Origin of the sequence: Rhizocola hellebori (assembly GCF_016862955.1) — a bacterium.
Classification (GTDB): Bacteria; Actinomycetota; Actinomycetes; order Mycobacteriales; family Micromonosporaceae; genus Rhizocola; species Rhizocola hellebori.
The window spans coordinates 406452-428229 of the sequence record NZ_BONY01000001.1; the positions used below are offsets into that span (position 1 = coordinate 406452).

The window sequence follows — 21778 nt, forward strand, 5'->3', positions numbered from 1 at the left end:
GCCGCCACCAACCCCATGCCGGTTAGCGCTAGCCGGTGCTTCTCAGCGACGCGATGACGGCGTCAGTTTCTCGGACCAGGGCGTCGCGTGCGCCCGCATCCCTGACGACGTGCGGGTCGTTGGCGAGTCGCTTGAAGTCCTCCAGCTGCCTGATGGCTTCTGACTCACGGCCCAGCAGGGCAAGAATCGCCGCTACCGCGATCCGCACCTGCAACTTGACCGAGCCGATGATGCCGATCTTCCCCTGTGCGGTGAAGGCCGCCACGAGCTTGCTGAGCGAAGCGAGCGTCGCCGGCGCGGAGCTGAACTCGAATCGTCCTTCACCGACGCGGTACACGTCATAGTTGCCACTGCGGCGCAGCAAGGTGGCGCTGCCGGCCAGCACCTGGCTGGTGCTGGTGTCGGCGGTGGCCAGCGGCACCCAGACCTCTCCGCTCGTGCCCGACGGCGAGACGACCTGCATGTGGAACTGGCCGTCCGCGACATCTTGAGCCCACTTCACCGACAGGGCGCCATAGCGTGTCGGTACTTGTCCTTGCGCCCAGGCGAGGTCGGTGGGTTGGGGCTTGACTGTCCAGCTCCGGTAGCCCGGATCGACTGCTGTCGAGCCGAGGACAGCCTCGGTGAGGATCTGCGTCGGGCCGGCGCCCCACGCGTGGGCCAGGCTGTCGAACCCGCGGCTGGGCAAGCCGTTGCTCAGGACGAATTCCCAGAAGGTACCGGTGTAATAGCCGCTGTTGGGGTCGACCTGCAAACCCCATAGGCGCCGCAACAGTTCCAGCGCACCGGCCGCGTCGTTGCTGCGGATGCGGGCCATCATCTCCCAGGTGTTGTTCAGGGGTTCGATGGTGTGGCCGAAGGGATCGGTCATGCTGGGCGCCGGCTGGGTGATCTCGCTGCCGTGCGGCTGCCACCGTTCCTTGAAGTAGGTCAGGATGGGGGAAACCTTGTCCGGCGCGGCGACACCCAGCCGGATCGCGTTCATGTTCGCGTCGAGCGGGAAGACGTTGGGCCGGGTGTCGGTGTGCTGGTACAAACCGGCGGTCTGGTTGAACAGCCGCGAGTTGATGGCCTCCTTGAGTGCGGCCGCTTTTTGGGTGTACTCGGCCACCTTCTCCGGTGTGCCGACGTGGCTTTCCAGCCACGTCATCTCCTGGAGCAGCTCGTAGTAGGCGAGGCTGTATTCGGTGACCTCGCCGGTTTGGGTGGTCTGCCAGTAATCGTTGTCGTTGGTAACGATCAGGCCGTTGGCGTTCACTCTCGACCCGTGATAGGCCGTTGCTGCTTCGAGTTTGGGCAGCAGCCCGGCCAGGTATTCGGTGTCGCCGGTGTAGCGGTAGTACTGGACCGCGATGATGGCCGAATAGGCGGAGTAGGTGACCGCGTAATCGAAGGCGCCACAACCTCGGAAGCCGACCGCGCTGGTGAGGCGGCCGGTTGCGGCCTGTAGGTTGACGATGCTGTCGATCGATCCCCTGACATAGGGATGGCTGTTGGAGCCGATCGAGATCATGGCGACCGGGTCGGTGACCATGAGGTCGCCGGACCATACCGCCCGGTCGCGTTTGGCGCCGTCGAAGAAGACCGGCACGGTGAAGCAGGGCGCCACGCCTACCGGCACCATGTCCATCTGCGCGGTGTAGGCGCCCGCGTACCACATCCGGTTGAACTGGTCGTCGCTGGACAGGAACCAGCCCTCGTACTTGTCCGCCGGTGCGCGGTAGGCCTTGAAGTTCAGGCCGGCGCTGGTCAAGGTGACCGTGCCCGGGGTGGTCAGTTCGATCGATTCGAAGCGGAATCCGCCGCGGAGACCGCCGGTGTAGGTCTGCGGGGTGGTGATGGACAGGTTGATCTGCGCGCCGTTGTCGTTGACGTAAGTCCCGGTTCCGGTCAGGGTCGTCCCCGCCGGGTAGGGGTTGGTCAGTGCGGGGGTGAACGAAATCCCTGAGCCTGCACTGGAAACGGTCTCCCCGGTGCGGTGCGCGCCGGTGAGCGCGGGCGTGAAGGTGATGCCGCTGCCTGCGCCGCGGATCGTGGTCCCCGACGCGTGCGCAAGGTCCAGCGCTGGCGAGAAGGTGATACCCGTGCCGGGTGAAGCGAGCGTGCTCAGCGTGGTGTGCGGGTTGGCCAGTGCCGGGGTGAATGTCACGCCTGTCCCTGGTTTGGTCAGATCCAGCACGGCCGCGCCCACGTCGTACACATTGGACAGTGGTGTGGTCAGGGTGAGCCCGGAGCCGGTGGGCCCGGCCGTGCCGACGGTCTGGATGACTTTGGTCTCGCGGCTCGCGCCAGCACCGACCGAAATCGTGTCCCCCACGGCGAATCCCGCCACGCTCGCCACCCTCAGTGTGGTCGGCCCGGGCGGCTCGGTGACGTTGAAGTTCCAGGGCGCGATCCCGTAGGCACCGCTGATCGCCGCCGCGGGCCACGAGGAGTCGTCGAAGCCGGCGGTGTTCCACCCGGCCGGAGGTGTCGCAGGTGTGCCGGCCAGCGCCTTCCACGAGGCGTCGGTGACGATCCGGGTCCCGTCGAGTTCGGCTGCCGCGATGACGCTGCCCGCACCGCCGCTGTTGAACGGCGCGATGGCGATCACGTTGGTACCCGGCACGAGCAGAGACTTGATGTCCGAGATCTGCGAGGTGCGCCAGGCGTTGTTGGCCCCGGCGGAGCTGGACACCTGAACGCCGTTGACGTATGTCGCATGTCCATCGTCGGCGTTGACCCGCAGCACAGCGCTAGCCAGCGCCGCCGGATCGGCAACGTTGAACGTCTTGCGCAGATAGATGGTCCCGGGCGGCGTGACGGTGCTTGCCCCCGCGACGTTCCAGACCCAGTTCGCACCGGCCAGCGCGGGCACCGGCTGTCCGGAGTTGACGTTCTGTGCCGCTACAGTGCTGTTGGTGCCCGCGGTGCCGACCTGGGTGATGGTGACATGGTCTTGGCCCGGCCCGGGATCGATGTCGATCTCGCCGCCCACCGTCAGGCCGCTGACACTCGTCACTTTAACATTCGTGTCACCGACGGCCGCCGCATCGAACAGCTGCGATGTTGTCGCGGCAGTACCGACGCTGCTGACCGTGCGCACTTCAAGCCCGGCACCGGAATCGAGCAGCAGACGCTGACCGGTGGCGAACCCGGCCACGTTTGCCACCTTGAGGTTGGTCGCTCCCCCGGCCACCGGATACACCACGGTGGTCGGAGCGCCTGCGGAGGTGCCCACCGCCGTGATGGTGACCGTCTCGGAGCCAAGGGTCAAAGGACTGCCTATGGTGTACCCGGCAACGCCTGCGACATTGACATTTGTGTCCCCCGGCGAGGCCAGCAGGACCAGCGAGGTGTTGGGCGCGGCGGCGGACCCGACCGCGGTCACGGTCCGGGTCTCGGTGCCGAGCACGATTGGGGAGCCGACGTAGAACGGCGTGGCAGCAGCGACTTTGACGTTCACCGCACCGGCGTTCGCCTCACGCGACAGCGTCGTCGTGGTGTTGGTGTTGAGGAAAGGCAGGGCTTCGCTGGTGGAGATGCGCAGGTTGTTGGTCGTGGCGGGCGGTGCCGGCGTGCTTGCCGAGACAACGGCGAACGGTGTTCCTCCCATCTCCTGGCCGTAGTCCAGGACGATGATGGCGGGCTGCCCGCCGGGTTCCACTGTCATCACCGTCGCGCCACTGCCATCCGTGAGCGCCTGCGCGTTGGTCACGGCGCCATGGGTGCGGACAATTCTGACCGGCTTGACGTCATCGTTGGACGGTCCGGGCACAAGGCGTTGCCAGTCAGGATTTTCCGGCCAAGTAGGCAGACCGCTTGCGTCATGTAGGCCAGAGGTGGGTGCTTGCGAACCGGCCGAGGCCGAGCCCGCGGGAAGCACAGCGACGAGCATTCCGATCAACGCCATGACCGCGGTGCGCCGCCCGTGGCGATCTAAGCGTTCCCATAACATCCCGTGAAGCCGCATGGGATCTCCTTCGTTTGCAAAGGGCGATGGCCGGCCAGGGCGCAGATCCCGCCCCGGCCGGCCGGTGTATCAGGACTTGACGAAGGTGAATTCGTCGACGTCGAACAGGTTGCCGGTACCGGCGAAGGTCAGGTAGACGTTCGCGGTGCCGGCGGGCACGCCGGAAAGCGTTGTGGTGACGTTGGTGTAGGTGTCCCAGCCGCCGGTGGAGGGCACGCTGACCGAGCCGATGATGGTGCCGGTCTGCGACCCGGTGCGCACCTGCAACGTGCCGCCGTTGCCGCCTGAGGAAACCCGCGCCCGCAAGGACACGGCCCCACCGACGTTGACGTTGTTGTAACCCGCCCAGTCCCCCGCGGCGATGTAGCCCAGCCGCGCGCCGCCATTGGCGCCGCTGGCGCTGACGGCCTGCACCCCGCTCTGCGAGCTGAAGGATTCAGCCTGCACGGTCACGTTGGTGCCGGGCTGGCTGGACGGGGACGAGGTGGGCGAGACCGACGGAGACGGCGTCGCTCCCGAAGGCCCGGAGCTGAACGAGAACGTTCCGGCGCCCACCGTGTAGATGTCGTAAAGCCCGCTGCGCCGCACGAAGTTGGCGCCGGCCGTCAGCGCGGAACTGACGCTGCCCGCCGAGGCGAGCGGCACCCACACCTCCCCGCTGGTACCGCTCGGTGAGGTCACCTGGAGGTGGAACTGGCTGGCGGTGTCCTGTGCCCACCTGACGATCAGGGAGCCGTTGGCCGTGGGAACCTGGCCCTGGGCCCAGGCGAGGTTGGCCTGATGCGGCTTTACCTGCCAGGTGGAGTAGCCCGGGTTGACGGCGGTGGCCCCCAGGACCGATTCGGTGAGCACCTGGGTCGGGCCTGCTCCCCAGGCATGCGCGAGACTGTCGAATCCACGGTCGGGCAGTCCGTCGCTCATGACGAATTCCCAGAACGTGCCCGTGTAGAACCCGCTGTTCGGATCGACCTGAAGCCCCCAGAGGCGGCGCATGAGCTCGAGCGCGCCGGCGGTGTCGTCGGCCTGCATCCGCGCCATCATTTCCCAGGTGTTGTTGAGCGGCTCGATGGTGTGCCCATACGGGTCGGTCATGCTGGGAGATGGTTGCGTGATCGGGCTTCCGTGGGCCTGCCAGCGGCTCCTGAAGTAGCTCAGGATGCCCGGCACGCTTGCCGGTGTCGCCACCCCGAGGCGGATGGCGTTCATGTTCGCGTCGAGCGGGAAGACGTTGGTCCGAGTGTTGGTGTGCACGTAGAGGCCGGCGCTCGCGTTCCACAACCGGGAGTTGATCGCGGTCCTGAGCGCGTTGGCCCGGTTGGTGTAGTCGGTGACCCTGGCCGCCGTACCGACCCTGCCCTCCAGCCAGATCATGTTCTGGAGCAGCTCGTAGTAGGCGAGGCTGTACTCGGTGACCTCGCCGCTCTGGCTGGTCTGCCAGTAGTCGTTGTCGTTGGTGACGATCAGGCCGTTGGCGTCGAGCCGGGTCGCGTGATACGCCGTCGCGTTCTCCAGCCTTGGCAACAGCGACGTGATGTACGCGGTGTCGCCGGTGTATCGGTAGTACTGGACCGCGATGATGGCCGAGTAGGCCGAATAGGTGACGGCGTAATCGAAGGCGCCGCATCCCCGGAAGCCGACCGCACTGGTCAGCCGGCCGTTGGACGCCTGCAGGTTCATGATGGCGCTGATGGAGCCCCGAACGTAAGGCCCGCTGTTGGTGCCCAGCGACAGCTGCGCCACCGGATTGGTGATCATGAGGTCGCCGGACCAGATGGCCCGGTCACGCTTGGCGCCGTCGAAGATGACCGGCTGGGTGAAGCAGGAGGCGACACCGGTGGGGACCATGTCCATCTGGGTGGTGTAGGCCCCGGCGTACCACATCCGGTTGAGCTGGTCGTCGCTGGACATGAACCAGCCCTGGTACTGGGCTGGGCCGGCGCGGTAGGCCCGGAAGTTCAACCCGGCCGCGGTCAGGCTGACGGTTCCTGCGGTCCGCAGCTCGATGGCCATGAACCGGAAGCCGCCGCGCAACGCACCGGTGTACCGCTGCGCGCTGGTAACCGTGAAGTTGATTTGCGAGCCGTTGTCGTTGACGAACGCCCCGCTGCTGTTGGTGAGAAATCCGATCGCCTCGCTGGTGGATATCCGGACCGTGTTCGACGCGGGCGTGGACGCCGACACCGTGACGTAAGGCGTTCCGCCCACCTCTTTGCCGAAGTCGAGAACGATCGCGGCGGGCTGGCCTCCGGACGGGACGGTAATGACGGTGGTACCGGTGCCCTGGACCAGCGCCGCGGCGTTGGTCACCGAGCCTTGTGTGCGCACGACGCTCACGGGCCTTACGTCGTCGCTGGACGGCCCCGGCACAAGGCTTTGCCAGTTCGGGTTCGCCGGCCAGGTCGGCAAGGCCGCCACCGAAGGGCTTGCCGGCATCAGAATCGTGACCGCCACGGCCACCACCACACTGACCACGGCGCAGATCAGAGCTTTGGCAGATGTCCGCAAGCGCGGGTGTTGCCTTGAGAATTCGCCATCGTGCATGAGGATCCTCCTGTGTTTCGGCAACTGCAGTGCCGGCTCACCAGGCGTGGGCCGGCCAAGCCACGCAGGCGGGTATTAGCGCGACTGTCGTGGTTGGATTCGTTGGGTCAGATCGGCGATGACCGCATGGTCGATTCCTGTGCCGGGGAAGGCGGCCAGGCTGTCGAGCGGGAAACCACCGATGACCTTGATGAGTTCCTCGTCGGCGAGGATGCCGCGGGGCCGGCCATCTTCGTCGGCGCCGAGCACTTCTTTGATGGCGGCCGCGCCGGCAGGGTCGGCGAGCCACTCGTGCAGGGTGGCCATGCCATCGAGCCGAATGGCAAGCGGTGGCGTGCTGACGTCGACCGCCGTGATAAGACGAAGGTCGCGTGAGGAAGCGCCGATGGCGATCTCGAACACGCCACCTTCGCAGACCCATCGATGACTGGCAGTCGACCAGTAGGACAGGTCACGTGCGTCGAGGTCGAACGTGACGCCGATCGCCTCGCCCGGCGCGAGGCCGACTTTCGTGAAGGCCTTCAGCTCGCGGACCGGCCTGGCCACCTGGGCCTGGGGGTCGCCGACGTAAAGCTGAACGACTTCCGCGCCGGCCCGCTCGCCTGTGTTGGTGACCGTGCAGGTCACCGTCAGAGCGAGATCGCCGTCTTCGGCTTGGCCGCTGACGGTGGCCGACAGATCGGTGTAGTGGAAGGTCGTGTAAGACAGGCCGTGGCCGAAGGGGTAACTGACCTCGCGGTCAAGCGCGTCGAAACCGCGGTAGCCGACGAAGACGCCTTCGCCGTAGCGGACATGGCCGGACTCGCCGGGGAAGTTGAGGTATGAGGGGCTGTCCTGCAAGCGCAGCGGCAGTGTCTCGGCGAGGCGGCCGCTGGGGTTTGCGGTGCCGAAGAGCAGATCGGCGACGGCGCCGCCGGCGGCCTGACCCGACAACCAGCACTCCAGAACCGCCCGGGCGTGATGTTCCCAGTCCGACAGCTGGATCGCCGAGCCGTTGGACAGCACGACGACCAGGTTCGGGTTGACGGCGGCAAGCCGTGGTATCAATGCGGTCTGGTTCGCCGGAAGCTCAATGTGCCGCCGGTCGAAGCCTTCCGACTCCTCGGCCGGGGGCAGGCCGAGAAACACCACGACAGTGCGGGCACGGCTGGCCAAGACGACGGCTTCGGCCGCGAGTTCGCCGTCGTTGACATCGGCGTCGACGCCGAATCCGGCGGCGAAACCTATCTCCACACTGGCTGGCGCCGCCTTGCGCAGCTCGTCCAGCGGTATGTCGAGCGTGGTGGGATTGACCTGGGAGCTTCCGGCTCCCTGATACCGCGGCGTGCGGGCGAACTCGCCGATCACCGCGACGAGCTCACCCGCCTTTGGGCGCAGGGGCAAGATGCCCGCCTCGTTCTTCAGCAGCACCGCGCACTCGGCCGCAGCGGCTCTGGCCAAGGCGTGATGGGCGTCCACGTTCACTCTGTCCGGTGTAGACACTGTGATACGGGCCTTGTCGACGAGTTGCAGGACGCGAAGAACCGCCTGGTCGACCACGCTTTCGTCGAGGGTGCCCGCACGCACCGCGGTCACGATCGCGACGTCACTCACGCCGAAGTTGGGTGGCATCTCCAGATCCAAACCCGCGGCAAGGGCGGCAACCCGATCGCGCACCGCACCCCAGTCGGACATCACCAGGCCGCTGTATCCCCATTCCTGGCGCAGGATCTGATCCAGCAACCACTCGTTCTGCGACGCCCAGACACCGTTGATCTTGTTGTAGGCGCACATCACCGCCCAAGGGCCGGCTTGCGTGACGACGCGTTCGAACGCGGGCAGGTAGATCTCGCGCAGCGTGCGCTCGTCGACCTCCGCGCTGACGCGCAACCGGTCAGTCTCCTGGTTGTTGGCAGCGAAGTGCTTCACCGTGGCCCCAACACCTTGGCTCTGTATGCCCGCCACCACGGCCGCACCCAGTACCCCAGAAAGGAAAGGATCTTCAGAGAAGTATTCGAAGTTGCGGCCGCACAACGGGGAGCGCTTGATGTTGATCCCCGGACCCAGCACCACAGCGACACCTTGGGCGCGCGCTTCCTCACCAATCGCTTGGCCGATACGAAACACCAGCTGCGGATCCCAGGACGACCCCAAAGCGGAGGCGGTCGGGAAACAGGTGGCCGGCAGGCTCCCGGAGATGCCGGCCTGATCCCCCTGATCGGGCTTGCGGCGCAGCCCGTGCGGCCCGTCGGAGACCATGATGGACGCGATGCCAAGCCGCGGCACAGCCGTGGTGTGCCACATGCCCGAGCCGAGACACAGCGCCGCTTTCTCCTCAAGGGTCAGCTCCGCCAGCAGGTCGGCAGCGTCGGCGTGCGCTTCGTGGGCGAAGGTCATTTTGAGTCCATCTCGTTTGAAACGTTTCATTTGTCGGGCGTGCAGCACTAATGGCCAATGCGGCATGAGCAGATCCGCACCAGCCCTGTTGGGCCCACCGTGATCTCCGGAATGGCGCCGCCTTGCACCGGCGGCCGAGCATTTGATACGGGGAACGTTTTCCAAAATGTTGCGACCGACACTAGGAGTTCACGCCAAAGACGTCAAGAGGCGTATCTAGATTCAGAGTCGTGGACCATGGGCAACGTTTCCCGATTTAGTCCGAGATCTCCCGGGAGACGGCCGCCGGGAGTGGGCCAGCACAGCCGCCGACAGGGGTTTCAAGTTGCCGCCCCTGGCCCACTCACGGTCGTCTAGCCGAAAACCCGGCGTGATCCGTGCACAGTGTTTGCTGTCCACGTTGGACAAAATCATCGAGAGAGGGGCGGGCCTCCAAATCCGGGAAGACGATGGAGGCCCGCCCGGCCGGCTACTGCTTCACGAACGTGAAGTCGTCGACGTCGAAGAGACTGCCGGTGCCGGCGAAGGTGAGGTACACATTGGCTGTGCCGGCAGGCACGCCGGTGAGCGTGGTGGTAACCGTGGCGTATGTGAATAGGTCGCTTGAGTGTGGCCCATTCCGGTGTAGAACGACCGGCCGCCCACGTATTCCTTGCACCAGGTGATGGGGTGATCGCCGTTCATCGTGCCGCCGGAGTAGGAGGGACTCGTTGAGCGTGGCGAGGACACGTGCCGTGGAACGCGGGTTGGTGCGGTAGTTGTACCACTCGTCGAACTTGGTGTAGCTGGCCGGAAGGACCATACTCAGCGCAGGAACGCCGCCGCGACGCCGGCGTCGACGGGCACGTGCAAGCCGGTGGTGTGCGACAGTTCCCCGGCCACGAGAGCGAACACGGCGTTGGCCACATGCTCGGGCAGGACTTCTCGCTTGAGCAAGGTGCGCTGCGCGTAGAACGCGCCGAGTTCGGATTCCTCGACACCGTAGACGGCGGCGCGCTGGGCGCCCCAGCCGCCGGCGAAGATGCCCGAGCCACGGACCACACCGTCGGGGTTCACGCCGTTGACGCGGATGCCATGCTCCCCGAGTTCCGCGGCGAGAAGGCGTACCTGATGAGATTGGTCGGCTTTGGCCGCGCTGTAAGCGATGTTGTTGGGGCCGGCGAAAACGGCGTTCTTGCTGGATATGTAGACGATGTCGCCGCCCATGCCCTGGGCGATCATCGACCGAGCGGCTTCGCGTGCGACAAGGAACGACCCCTTGGCCATCACGTCGTGCTGCAGGTCCCAGTCGGCATCCGTGGTATCCAGCAAGGGCTTGGATATCGACAGCCCGGCATTGTTGACGACGAGGTCCACGCCGCCGAAGGCGAGCGCGCAGGCCTCGACCATGGCGGCCACGGCATCGGCGTCGGTGACGTCGGCGCACACCGGCACCGCGACGTCGGTGCCGCCGATCTCCTCGGCGACCCGCGCTGCGGCGGCCTCGTCGCGGTCGGCGACCACGACACATGCGCCTTCGGCGGCAAGGCGATGGGCGATGGCCCGGCCGATGCCCGACCCGCCTCCGGTGACCACCGCGATGCGTGCGGCCAGCGGTGCGGGTTTGGGCATCCGGGCCAGTTTGGCCTCTTCCAAAGCCCAGTATTCGATGCGGAACTTCTCCGCCTCGTCGATCGGGCGGTAGGTGGAAATGGCCTCGGCACCGCGCATCACGTTGATGGCGTTGACGTAGAACTCCCCGGCGACCCGCGCGGTCTGTTTGGTCGCCCCGAACGAGAACATGCCCACCCCGGGTATCAGCACGATCGCGGGATCGGCGCCGCGCATCGGCGGTGATCCCGGCTCGGCATGGCGCGCATAGTAATTCGCATAGTCCTCGCGGTAAGCGCTGTGCAACAGCGCCAGCCGCTCGATGATCTCGCTCAGCTCCGCCGTCGGCGGCAGATCGAGAACCAGCGGCTTCACCTTGGTACGCAGAAAATGGTCTGGGCATGAAGTCCCCAGATCGGCCAGCCGCTGGTGTTTGTCTCTGGACAGGAAGTCCAGCACGACCTCGCTGTCGGTGAAGTGCCCGACCTGGGGCCGGTCGGTGCTGGCCAGCCCACGAATGACGGGTGCCAGCGCGGCGGCCAGTTTTCTGCGCCCAGACTCAGGCAGCGCACCGTATTGCGGCATCACGGCACCAAGGGGTTCGGCGACGCCGCGTTCTTCGATGAACGCTTGCGCCGTCGCGATGATTTCTAGCGTGTTGGCCTCGCACTGGGCACTGGTCGCGCCCCAGGCGGTGATGCCATGCCCGCCCAGGATCACGCCGATGGCCTGCGGGTTCTGGCGTTGCAGCTGGGCGATGTCCATGCCCAGCTGGAATCCGGGCCGCCGCCACGGTGCCCAGAGCACGCGGTCGCCGAAGCACTCCTTGGTCAGCGCTTCCCCGTCGGCGGCGGTGGCAAAAGCGATTCCGGCATCGGGGTGCAGGTGGTCGACGTGCGCGACATCGAGCAGACCGTGCATCGCGGTGTCGATCGACGGGGCCGCGCCGCCGCGGCCGTGCAGGCAGTAGTCAAACGCCGCAACCATTTCGTCTTCGCGTTCGACGCCGGGGTACGTGGCGGCAAGCGCCCGCAGCCGGTCTAGGCGCAGCACCGCGAGGCCGGCAGCGGTCAGCGTGCCCAGGTCACCGCCGGAACCCTTGACCCACAACAGTTCGACGTCCTGCCCGGTCGCCGGGTCAACGTCTGTTCCCTTCGCGGAGGTGTTGCCACCGGCGTAGTTGGTGTTTCGCGGGTCCGCGCCCAGCCGGTTGGATCGCGCGACAAGTTCAGCGGGAGTGTGCATCGGCTCAGGCACCCCATCCGGCCTGGCTGCCGCCCACCCGCTCGGCTTCGATGCGCTGCTGGTATCCGCTGGCGTGGTAGGCGGCTACCGGATCGGGGTCCAGGCCAATCTCCGTGCGCATCTGCGCCAGCAGGGGCCGCACATCGGTGGAGAAGGCGTCGGTCAGCACCGCATGCGCGGCGAGGACGTCTCCGTTGGCCTGCGCCGCCGCCAACGCGTCGGCGTCCACGAAAAGCGCTTTCGCGGTGGCCTCCTGCACATTGAGCACAGATCGGATCAATGCCGGGACCTTCGCCTCCAAGTTGTGGCACTGGTCGAGCATGAACGCCACCTCCGAGCCAGCGCCGATCGCGCCCGTGCGAACCAGCTCGTGCATGATGCGGAACAGCTGGAACGGGTCTGCGGCACCGACCATCAGATCGTCGTCGGCGTAGTTGCGGCTGTTGAAGTGGAAGCCGCCGAGCTTGCCGAAGCGGCGCAGCACGGTGACGAGGAATTCTATGTTGGTACCGGGCGCGTGATGCCCGGTGTCCACCAGCACCTGCGCCCGCTCCCCCAGCGCCACGCAATGCGCATACGAAGTGCCCCAGTCGGGAAGGTCCATGGTGTAGAAGTGGGGCTCGAACAGCTTGTATTCCACCAGCATTCGCTGGTGCGGGCCGAGCCGGTCGTAAACCCGTGCCAGCGCGGCGGCGAGGCGATCCTGCCGGGCGGCAATCGAATCCTGCCCGGCATAGTTCGTGCCGTCGGCGAACCACAGCGACAGGATCGTCGACCCGGTGGCGTCCATGATGTCGACGCACTCCAACAGATGGTCGAGTGCTTTGCGGCGCACCGCCGGATCCGGGTGGCAGACGCTTCCCAGCTTGTAGTCGTTGTCCTGGAACACATTGGGGTTGATCGCGCCGATCGCGATGCCCTGATCCTTGGCGGCGCGGGCCAGATCGGTGTAGTCGTCGACCCGGTCCCACGGAATGTGCAACGCCACGCTGGGCGCGGCCCCGGTGAGGCGGTGCACCATCGCGGCGTCGGCAACCTTCTCGTACGCGTCGCGGGGCACGCCCGGCTGGGTGAACACCTTGAACCTGGTGCCCGAGTTGCCGTACGCCCACGATGGCGTCTCGATGGGCATGGCTCGCAGCGCGGCCTTGATGTCAGCGTGGTCGTTCATATCTTCTCCTGTATTGCCCCATGGCCGAGCGGGGGTGCGAGCGACTGAGCGCCGCTCGCACCCCCGCCGGAATTACTTGATGGTGGCGACGTTGTCCTTGGTCACCAGCAGAACCGGGTTGAAGACCTCCCGCTCGGCCGCGTTGCCGAAGGTGATGGTCTCCTTCTTCAGCGCCTGGTCGGCGAGCTTGACGGTCAGCGCGCCCATCGCGTTGGGGTCCTGCGCGACGGTGGCGGCCAGGCCGCCAGCCTTGATCGCGGTCAGTGCCTCCGGGTCGGCGTTGAAGCCCACGGTCACGATGTCGGTCACCGGGTTCTTGCCGGCGTCCTTGACCGCGTTCGCGGCGGCGACACCCATCGGGTCGTTGCAGGAGAACACCCCGGCGACATCCGGGTTCTTGGCCATGATGTCCTTCATGACCTTGTAGCCCTCTTCGGCCTTGGAGTTGCCCGACAGTTCGGCGACCACCTTGAAGCCCTGCTTCTCGATGGCCTCCTTGAACCCGGCGTTGCGCCGCGCGGCGTAGACCGCCGAGGGCTCACACGTGATCGAGGCGACGTTCTTGCTGGTCTTGCCATTGGCGACGATCTGCTTGGCCATGTAGTCGGCGGCCAGCTTGCCGCCGCCGGCGTTGTCGGAGATGACGATCGCGTCGTAAGGCGCGCCGCCGCCACCGATGTCGTCGACGATGACCGGCACACCTTTGGCCTTGGCCTTGGCGATGATCGGGCCTAGCGCGCTGGGCTTGAACGGGCTGATGATCAGCACGTCGACACCTTGGTCGATGAGCGCCTGGGCGCCGGTCACCATCTCGTTCTCGTCGCTCTTCTCGTCGTGCAGCTTGAACTCCCAGCCCTTGGCGACGGCAGCCTCACGCGTGCCCTTCTCCATCTTCTGGAAGAACTCGTACTGCATGTCGTACACGGAGAAGCCGACGACGACCTTGCCCGACTTGCTCGGGGTGTCGCTGGGCGAGTTGGAGTCCGAACAGCCCGCCATGACCAACGCGCCGACGACGGCGAGAGGGAGGAGACCCTTTCTGAACATACTGATGCCCTTCCATGGGACGCTTGAACCTAGCCGAAGTGAATCGTTTCAAATATGCTGTAGCGCGCATGCGCCACCGGTTGGTGCGTGATTACCGGGCGAGGCCCGTTTTGGGCGTTCTTCCGCCCAGTCCAGTCACCGCTCGCCGCAGAGAACCTGGTGCGGCGAAGCGGGTCCGTAGCCCGTCGATGGTCAGGGCGATGATGAGTACGCCGCCCAGCACGATGCGCTGGTAGGCGGACGGGACACCCTCGCTGACGAGCATGTCGTTGAGCACGCTGACCAGGAGCACGGCGGAAAACGTGCCGATCAGGGTGCCCTTGCCACCCTTGAGGCTGGTGCCCCCAAGGACGACCGCGGCGATCACTTTGAGCTCGAACCCGTCCTGGGCCGAGCCATCTGCGGTCCACACCCGGGTGATGTAGGTCAGCGCGGCGATGCCGACGCTCACCCCCACCAGAGCGAAGACGAAAACCCTGAGCCGGGTAGGCGAGATGCCGCAGAACCGGGCCGCCTCGGGTGAGGAACCGTAGGCCAGGACCCGCCGGCCGGTCGCGGTGCGCCGCATGAGCAGCCAGGCCGCCGCGTACACCGCGAGCATGATGAGGAAAGGCACCGGCAGACCGGCCACGTTCAGCCCACCGATCTTGACGAATGGCGAGCCGATCTGGTCGTAGGGAAGGGTTTTGGGCCCGTCCTTGGTGAGGATGTACGCCACGCCCCGGAACACGAACAGCGTGCCGAGGGTGGCCACGAATGGAGGCACCGCCAGCCTCGTGATCAGGCTGGCATTGACCAGCCCGCACGCCAGCCCGGTGGCCAGGGCGGCGGCCACCGCGAGCACCGTGCCACCCGCGGCGAACCCCATCAGGGAGACCACGCTGCACAGGGCCAGCTGCCCGCCGACCGACAGGTCGAACGCGCCGCTGGCGATGGCGAAGGTCATGCCCGCCGCGACGATGCCGAGATAGGCGCTTTCCCGCAGCACCGACTGGGCGTTGTCCAGACTGAAGAAATCCGGTGTCAGCACTGGCGCTACGGCCAGCAGCAGCAACAAAATCGCGGTGATGCCCCAGGTGTCCCAGAGCCCGCCCAGTGATCGTTTCATCGGGTTGCCTCCGGCACAACGGTTGGGGCCACAGGGATATCGGCTCTACGCAAGCCTTTGATCGCGAGCGCCGCGATGAGCAGCAGCCCGACGCTGACGCGCTGGTAGGCCGGAGGTGTGTTGAGCAGGTTGAGCCCGTTGCGGATCGTCTCGATGAGCAGCGCCCCCAGGACGGTGCCGACGATGGAGGCGCGCCCGCCGAGCAGCGCGGTGCCGCCGATCACGACGACGGTGATCGCGTCCAGCTCGAAGCCCATGCCCAGCTGGCCGTTGCCCTTCTGCAGCTGGCTGGAGATCAGCAGCCCCCAGACTCCGCCCGCGACACCGACCAGCACGTAGACAGCGATGCGGATGCGGTCCACCGGCAGGCCGGAAACGCGTGCCGCTTCACGGTTGGAGCCCACCGAGCAGACCCAGCGGCCGAATCTGGTGCGGTTCATGGCCCACCACGCCACGACGGTCGCGATGACCGCCAGCACGATCGGCATCGGGATGCCCAGCGGGCGTCCGCCGACGAGATACTTCAGCCCGGTGGAGCTGACGATCTGATCGTGCCCGCCCGAGTAAGCCAACGAAATCCCGCGGACGATGACCAGCGTCGCCAGCGTGGCGATGAACGGGGTGACCCCCAGCTTGGTGACCACGAGCCCGTTGGCCAGGCCGATCGCCGCGCCCGCAGCCAGCGCCAACGCCATCGCTACGAACAGCGGCTGCCCGGCGATCAGGGAGCTGCAGCAGATGACGCCGGCCAGGGAAACCGTGGAGCCGATGGAAAGGTCGAACTCCCCCATGGCCAGACAGAACGTCATCGCCAGGCCCGGCAGCGCCACGATGCCCGCGGCCACCAGCACGTTCTCCACATTGCCGCCGGTAAGGAAGCTGTCCGTCGCCAATCCAAGGACGAGAACCACCACAATCAAAGGCAGCATCAGGGGTACGCGGCGCAGCACGGCGGTCATGACGCCGCCTCGGAGAAGATCTTCCGGCCGGTGGTCGCGCACAGCATGACGTTTTCCTCGGTGCGATCGTCGCCGGTCAGGTGGCCCACGATCTGCCCCGAAGCAAAGACATAGACGCGGTCGCTGATGCCGAGCAGCTCCGGCAGGTCGCTAGAAATCATGATCACACCGGCTCCGTCCGCGGTGATCTCATTGATGAGGTGATGGATCTCGACCTTGGCGCCGATGTCGACTCCCCGGGTGGGTTCGTTGAGGATGAGCAGCCGCGCACCCGGGGCCAGCGCCCGTCCAAAAAGGACCTTCTGCTGGTTGCCGCCGGACAGTTGCCCGATGAGCTGGTCCGGGCCGGTGGTGCGGATGGCCAGGCGGGCACGGTAGGTGCTGAATATGTCGAGCTCTGCGCTCGGCGACAGCAGCCGGCCCAGGGCGCCGCGCACCTTGTCCAGCACCGAGATGGTGAGGTTGTGACGCACGGTGAGGTCGGGCAGGATTCCGGCCGTCTTACGGTCCTCGTGCAGGAAGCCGACCCCTGCCTTCATCGCGTCGGCCGGCCCCTTCGGCCGGTAAGCGTTGCCCCCCAAGCGCATTTGCCCTGACTTCAACGGAACAGCACCGAAGATCACCTGGGACAGTTCCGGTTGTCCCGCCCCGGCCACGCCGCCGATCCCGACTATTTCCCCGGCTCGCACGGTCATTGACACCTCGCGCAGCTGACGGCCGGCGCTGACCCGGTCGAGCTCGAGCACGACGTCGCCGTCGGCTACGTCGTCGCGGTGAAACATCGAGGCGATGTCGCGGCCGACCATCAACCGCACAAGCTCATCGGTGCTGGTGCCGGCCAATGGGCTGGTACGCACATGCTTTCCGTCTCGCAGCACGGTCACGCGGTCGGCGACGGCGAAGACCTCATCGAGGCGATGGCTGACGTAAATGACGCTGCGCCCCTCAGCCCGCAGGCGGCGCACCACATCCAGGAGCCGGGCCACCTCGTCTGCCGACAGGGCCGCCGTCGGCTCGTCCATGACGATGATCCGGCCGTTGACCGACAACGCTTTGGCTATCTCCACGAGCTGCTGCTCGGAAACAGTCAGGCTGTTTACCGCAGCGGCGGGATCGATGCTCACGCCGAGGGTGGCGAAAAGGGCGGCAGCGCGGCTATTGATCTCGGCGTACCGGATGCCGCGGCTGAACCGGTGAAAGGGTTCGCGCCCGGAAAAGACGTTCTCTGCCACCGACAGGTCGGGATAGAGATTGAATTCCTGGTAGATGACAGCGATCCCGGCGTGCATCGCATCGGACGGCCGCCGCGGACGGTAGGCGTTGCCGCCCAGCCGGATCGCACCCGCGCTGGGCCGGTGCAGCCCGCCGAGGACCTTCAGCAGCGTGGACTTGCCTGCGCCGTTTTCGCCGACGAGGGCGTGAACTTCGCCGGCCGCAACGTCGAAGTGCACGTTGTCGAGGGCGCGTACGCCGGGGAACTCGACCGTCAGCCCTTCAACCTCGAGCAATGCCCGCCTCCCGCTGTTTGCCATCCACCTCCCCCTTCCCGCGATCCACGTCCTAGATCAAATTGAATCGTTTTACATCCTGAGTGAGACGTACGCTACGATCTCGCTGCGAGCCTGTCAACAGATTGGCACTCCACCTGGTGGACCTGCACTTCAACACATACGGTTGGTCGCTGAAATGTTTGACACGATTCATTTCCGGCGTAATCTGAATCCGCCGCGGCCCCCAGGGCTGCACCCATTTGCCACACCGCGAGGAGCCATGGCGACCGTCAGCATCAAGGAGGTTGCCCACCGGGCAGGGGTCTCGGTCGGGACGGTGAGCAATGTGCTCAACCATCCCGACACCGTCGCGATTGCCACCCGGCGCAGAGTGCTCAGTGTCATCACCGAGCTCGGCTATGTGCGCAACGACTCCGCGCGCCAGTTGCGCGCCGGCCGGAGCCAGACAGTCGCGATGGTGGCGCTTGATCTGGCCAACCCCTTCTTCACCGATGTCATGCGCGGCGCCGAGATCGCCGCCGAGGCCGGCGGTGTCAACGTCATGATTTTCAACAGCGGCGAGGACACGGCTAGAGAGCGACGTCATCTCGACATGCTTGGCGGGCAACGGGTTCTCGGCGTCCTGATCACCCCGGTGGACGAGACCAACAATGCGCGCCTGGACAGGCTGGTCGAGCGTGGCATCCCCGTTGTTCTGGTCGACCGTGGAAGCGGAAGCCACGAACGCTGCTCGGTGGCCGTCGACGATGTCCTCGGCGGACAGCTTGCCGGACAACACCTTCGTGAGCAGGGCCACCACCGGATCGCTTTCGTCGGCGGCCCTTTCTCCATCCGCCAGGTCTCCGACCGCCATACCGGGTTCACCGCCGCACTCAACGATGGGCCGGACGTTCGGCTCTTCAGCACCTCGAACCTCACCGTTGCCGCCGGCCGCGAGGCCGGGCAAACGATCGCGGAACTGCCTGCTGCCAAACGACCCACAGCGGTGTTCTGCGCCAACGATCTGCTCGCGCTGGGCGTCCTGCAAGAAATGACCACCCATGGGGTAAGCGTTCCGCGCGACATGGCCATCGTCGGCTACGACGACATCGAGTTCGCCGCCGCAGCAGCCGTGCCATTGTCCTCGGTGCGCCAGCCGCGCGAGCAGCTCGGCCGCGCGGCCACCCAGCTTTTGCTGGAGGAAGTCAACGAGCCCCAGTCGCACGAACACCGCCACGTGGTGTTCCGGCCCGACCTCGTCGTGCGCGAATCCAGCGCCACCAAGGTCACGGCGTCCGCGAAGCGCGGGAAGTGACGCGATGCGTGTCGCGCTTTTCGTCACCTGCCTGGCCGACACGCTGTTCCCGCGCGTGGGGCAGGCCACCACCAGGTTGCTGGAACGCCTTGGGCACGAGGTTGTTTTCCCGCCGGCTCAGACCTGCTGCGGCCAGATGCACATCAACACCGGCTATCAACGCCAGGCCCTGCCCCTGGTTCAGCATTTCGCCGACGTTTTCGAAGCTGCCGAGGCGATCGTGGCCCCGTCCGGTTCCTGTGTCGGGTCGGTGCGCCATCAGCACGCTTCACTCGCGCGCCGCCTCGGTCACCCGCGGCTGGCCGAGCGTTCGGCCGCGCTGGCCGCCAAGACCTTCGAGCTGTGCGAGTTCCTGGTCGATGTCCTCGGCGTCACCGACGTGGGCGCCTACTTCCCGCACCGCGTGACCTATCACCCGACCTGCCACTCGCTGCGGATGCTGCGGGTGGCCGACAAACCGTTGCGGCTGTTGCGAAATGTTCGAGGGCTGGAGCTGACACCGCTGCCGGATGCCGAACAATGCTGCGGTTTCGGCGGAACGTTCGCGCTGAAGAACAGCGACACTTCCACCGCCATGCTCGCCGACAAGATGGGCCACGTGCTCTCCACCCGCGCCGAGGTGCTCACCGCCGGGGATGCGTCGTGCCTGATGCACATCGGCGGCGGCCTCACCCGTCTATCGGCCGGCACCCGCACGCTGCACATCGCCGAAATTCTCGCTTCCACCGAATCCGGCCCAGGCGGCGCCGTGCCGCTCGCCGTTACGGCTGAAAAGCAAGGCCGCGTAGCGCCGTCCGCCAGGAACGCAGGCGCGGATAGGGAGGCCGGGTCATGAGCAAAGTGTTTGTGGGGATGCCCGCGCATGCCCCGGCGGGAGTCGGGGCCTTGCACGCCTCGGAGTCGTTCCCCGCCGCCGCCCGCACCGCGCTGGCCGACACCCAGCTGCGCCGCAACCTTGGCGCCGCCACCACCACCATCCGCGCCAAACGCGAAGCCGTGGTTGGCGAGCTGGCCGACTGGGAGCAGCTGCGCCTGGCCGGTCAGGCGATCAAGGCCGCCACCATGGCCCGCTTGGACGAACATTTGATACGGCTGGAAGAGGAAGTCACCAAGCGCGGCGGCGTCGTGCACTGGGCACGCGACGCCGCTGAAGCCAATCGGATCGTCACCGGCCTGATCCAGGCCACCGGCGCAGACGAAGTCATCAAGGTCAAGTCCATGGTCACCCAGGAGATCGGCCTCAACGAGGCGCTGGCGGAGGCCGGCATAGCCGCGTGGGAAACCGACCTGGCCGAGCTGATTGTCCAACTTGGACACGACAAGCCGTCGCATATCCTCGTCCCCGCCATCCACCGCAACCGGGCCGAGATCCGCGAGATCTTCCTGCGTGAGATGCCCGGTGTCGAGGCTAGTCTGGCCGACGAACCCCAAGAGCTCGCCATGGCGGCCCGAGCCCACCTGCGGCGCAAGTTCCTCACCGCGAAGGTGGCAGTCTCCGGCGCGAACTTCGCCATCGCCGAGACCGGCACGCTCGTCGTGGTCGAGTCGGAGGGCAACGGCAGAATGTGCCTGACCCTGCCCGACACGCTGATCACGGTCATGGGCATCGAGAAGGTCATCCCGTCCTGGACCGATCTCGAGGTCTTCCTGCAGCTGCTGCCGCGCTCGTCCACCGGCGAGCGGATGAACCCTTACACGTCAATGTGGGCGGGCATCACCGAAGGCGACGGGCCGCAGGAGTTTCATCTGGTGCTGCTCGACAACGGGCGCACCGCTGTCCTGGCCGACGAAGTGGGGCGCGAAGCATTGCACTGCATCCGGTGCAGCGCCTGCCTGAACGTCTGCCCGGTCTACGAGCGCACAGGCGGCCACGCCTACGGGTCGGTCTACCCCGGCCCCATCGGGGCGGTGCTCACTCCGCTGCTGACCGGCGTGCTGGAAAACCCTTCGCTGCCATACGCCTCCACCTTGTGCGGCGCGTGCTTCGACGCCTGCCCGGTGCGCATCGACATCCCCTCAATCCTGGTGCACCTGCGTGCCCGCAGCACGGAGCAAACACGGAAACCGCCTTCAGCCGAGGCGATCGCGATGACCCTCGCCTCCTGGGTAATGTCGTCTCCCCGCCTGTTCGGCTGGGCAGGCCGGGCCATGCGGGCCGGGAGGCTGCTTGCCCGCCGCGGCCGCATTCGCAGGCTGCCGCCGCCGCTGTCCGCGTGGACCGCCGCCCGGGACGCGCCCTCACCGCCGAGGCAGACTTTCCGCCAGTGGTGGCGGCACCGCGATGGAGGCACGCCGTGACGGCGCGCGCTTTCGGCCAGTGGCGGCGGCGGCACCGCGATCGAGGCACGTCGTGACGGCGCGCGATGAGGTGCTGGCCAGAATCCGCTACGCCTTGTCGGCCCCGGCGGATCCGGTCGACCCGCCGCGCGACTACCGGCGCACCGGTGAGCATGCGCCCGGCGCACCACAACTGTTGCAGTTACTGACCGAAAGGCTCACCGACTACAAGGCGACCGTCCACTCGGCAACGCCGCAGACGCTCGGCTCTGTCCTGGCAACCGCGCTGCACGGCACCCACCGGGTCGTCGTTCCGCCTGGCCTACCCGAGGAATGGATGCCGGCATCCGCCGTGGTCGATGACGGCGATCTGTCCTATGCAGACCTCGATACCGTCGACGCTGTCCTGACCGCGTGTGTGGCCGCAGCCGCCGATACCGGAACCATCGTCCTGGACGCTGCGGCCGACCAGGGCCGCCGCGCGATCACGCTCATCCCCGATCGGCATGTGTGCGTGGTGCGCGCCGCCCAGGTGGTGCAGTCCGTCCCCGAGCTGCTGACACGGGCCGACCCCCGCAGGCCGCTCACGTTCATCAGTGGCCCGTCGGCCACCAGCGATATCGAACTGCAACGAGTGGAGGGGGTTCACGGCCCCCGGAACCTCATCGTGGTAATCCTCAACGATTAGCGAAGAAGGGGAAACGAAA

At 66.6% G+C, this 21778-nt stretch carries 13 protein-coding genes and 1 pseudogene; 4 read left to right on the forward strand and 10 right to left on the reverse strand.

Going from position 1 to position 21778, the window contains the following annotated elements; genetic code table 11:
* Positions 1–28: 28 nt before the first annotated feature.
* From Rhe02_RS01735 to Rhe02_RS01780, 10 genes and pseudogenes are all read right to left on the reverse strand, one after another.
* Positions 29–3952, reverse strand: coding sequence for an alpha-L-rhamnosidase C-terminal domain-containing protein (locus tag Rhe02_RS01735; protein ID WP_203906192.1), 3924 nt, complete (start codon positions 3950–3952; stop codon positions 29–31).
* A 69-nt stretch (positions 3953–4021) separates the two neighbouring features.
* Positions 4022–6424: a carbohydrate-binding protein gene (locus Rhe02_RS01740; RefSeq protein WP_203906193.1), complete on the reverse strand. Its 2403-nt coding sequence runs from the start codon at positions 6422–6424 to the stop codon at positions 4022–4024.
* A 144-nt stretch (positions 6425–6568) separates the two neighbouring features.
* Complete coding sequence (locus Rhe02_RS01745) at positions 6569–8869, reverse strand: beta-glucosidase family protein (RefSeq protein ID WP_203906194.1); 2301 nt, start codon at positions 8867–8869, stop codon at positions 6569–6571.
* 591 nt (positions 8870–9460) lie between these two features.
* Positions 9461–9647, reverse strand: a pseudogene (locus Rhe02_RS49565) (ThuA domain-containing protein); the annotation flags it as partial.
* 26 nt (positions 9648–9673) lie between these two features.
* Positions 9674–11704 carry a bifunctional aldolase/short-chain dehydrogenase gene (locus Rhe02_RS01755; protein WP_203906195.1) on the reverse strand — a complete coding sequence of 677 codons (2031 nt, stop codon included), beginning with the start codon at positions 11702–11704 and terminating at the stop codon, positions 9674–9676.
* 4 nt (positions 11705–11708) lie between these two features.
* Positions 11709–12875, reverse strand: coding sequence for an L-rhamnose isomerase (gene rhaI, locus Rhe02_RS01760; protein WP_203906196.1), 1167 nt, complete (start codon positions 12873–12875; stop codon positions 11709–11711).
* 72 nt (positions 12876–12947) lie between these two features.
* Complete coding sequence (locus Rhe02_RS01765) at positions 12948–13922, reverse strand: substrate-binding domain-containing protein (protein WP_203906197.1); 975 nt, start codon at positions 13920–13922, stop codon at positions 12948–12950.
* A 91-nt stretch (positions 13923–14013) separates the two neighbouring features.
* The gene (locus Rhe02_RS01770; protein WP_203906198.1) at positions 14014–15030 is read right to left on the reverse strand and encodes an ABC transporter permease; all 1017 of its coding nucleotides are present in this window, start codon (positions 15028–15030) and stop codon (positions 14014–14016) included.
* On the reverse strand, positions 15027–15989 hold the full coding sequence (locus Rhe02_RS01775) for an ABC transporter permease (protein WP_203906199.1): 963 nt from the start codon (positions 15987–15989) through the stop codon (positions 15027–15029). Before Rhe02_RS01775 ends, Rhe02_RS01770 begins: the two co-directional genes overlap by 4 nt.
* Positions 15986–17521, reverse strand: coding sequence for a sugar ABC transporter ATP-binding protein (locus Rhe02_RS01780; RefSeq protein WP_203906200.1), 1536 nt, complete (start codon positions 17519–17521; stop codon positions 15986–15988). The genes Rhe02_RS01775 and Rhe02_RS01780 overlap by 4 nt, the downstream gene beginning before the upstream one ends.
* A gap of 238 nt (positions 17522–17759) precedes the next feature.
* Between Rhe02_RS01780 and Rhe02_RS01785 the strand changes: the two genes are divergently transcribed.
* From Rhe02_RS01785 to Rhe02_RS01800, 4 genes are read left to right on the forward strand one after another with little or no spacing between them, the layout of a single operon-like run.
* Positions 17760–18794 (forward strand): LacI family DNA-binding transcriptional regulator, encoded by a 1035-nt coding sequence (locus Rhe02_RS01785; RefSeq protein WP_203906201.1) that lies wholly within the window; start codon positions 17760–17762, stop codon positions 18792–18794.
* A gap of 4 nt (positions 18795–18798) precedes the next feature.
* Positions 18799–19629 carry a (Fe-S)-binding protein gene (locus Rhe02_RS01790; RefSeq protein WP_203906202.1) on the forward strand — a complete coding sequence of 277 codons (831 nt, stop codon included), beginning with the start codon at positions 18799–18801 and terminating at the stop codon, positions 19627–19629.
* The gene (locus tag Rhe02_RS01795) at positions 19626–21092 is read left to right on the forward strand and encodes a LutB/LldF family L-lactate oxidation iron-sulfur protein (protein ID WP_203906203.1); all 1467 of its coding nucleotides are present in this window, start codon (positions 19626–19628) and stop codon (positions 21090–21092) included. The genes Rhe02_RS01790 and Rhe02_RS01795 overlap by 4 nt, the downstream gene beginning before the upstream one ends.
* A gap of 52 nt (positions 21093–21144) precedes the next feature.
* Positions 21145–21759, forward strand: coding sequence for a LutC/YkgG family protein (locus tag Rhe02_RS01800; protein WP_239123202.1), 615 nt, complete (start codon positions 21145–21147; stop codon positions 21757–21759).
* Positions 21760–21778 lie beyond the last annotated feature (19 nt).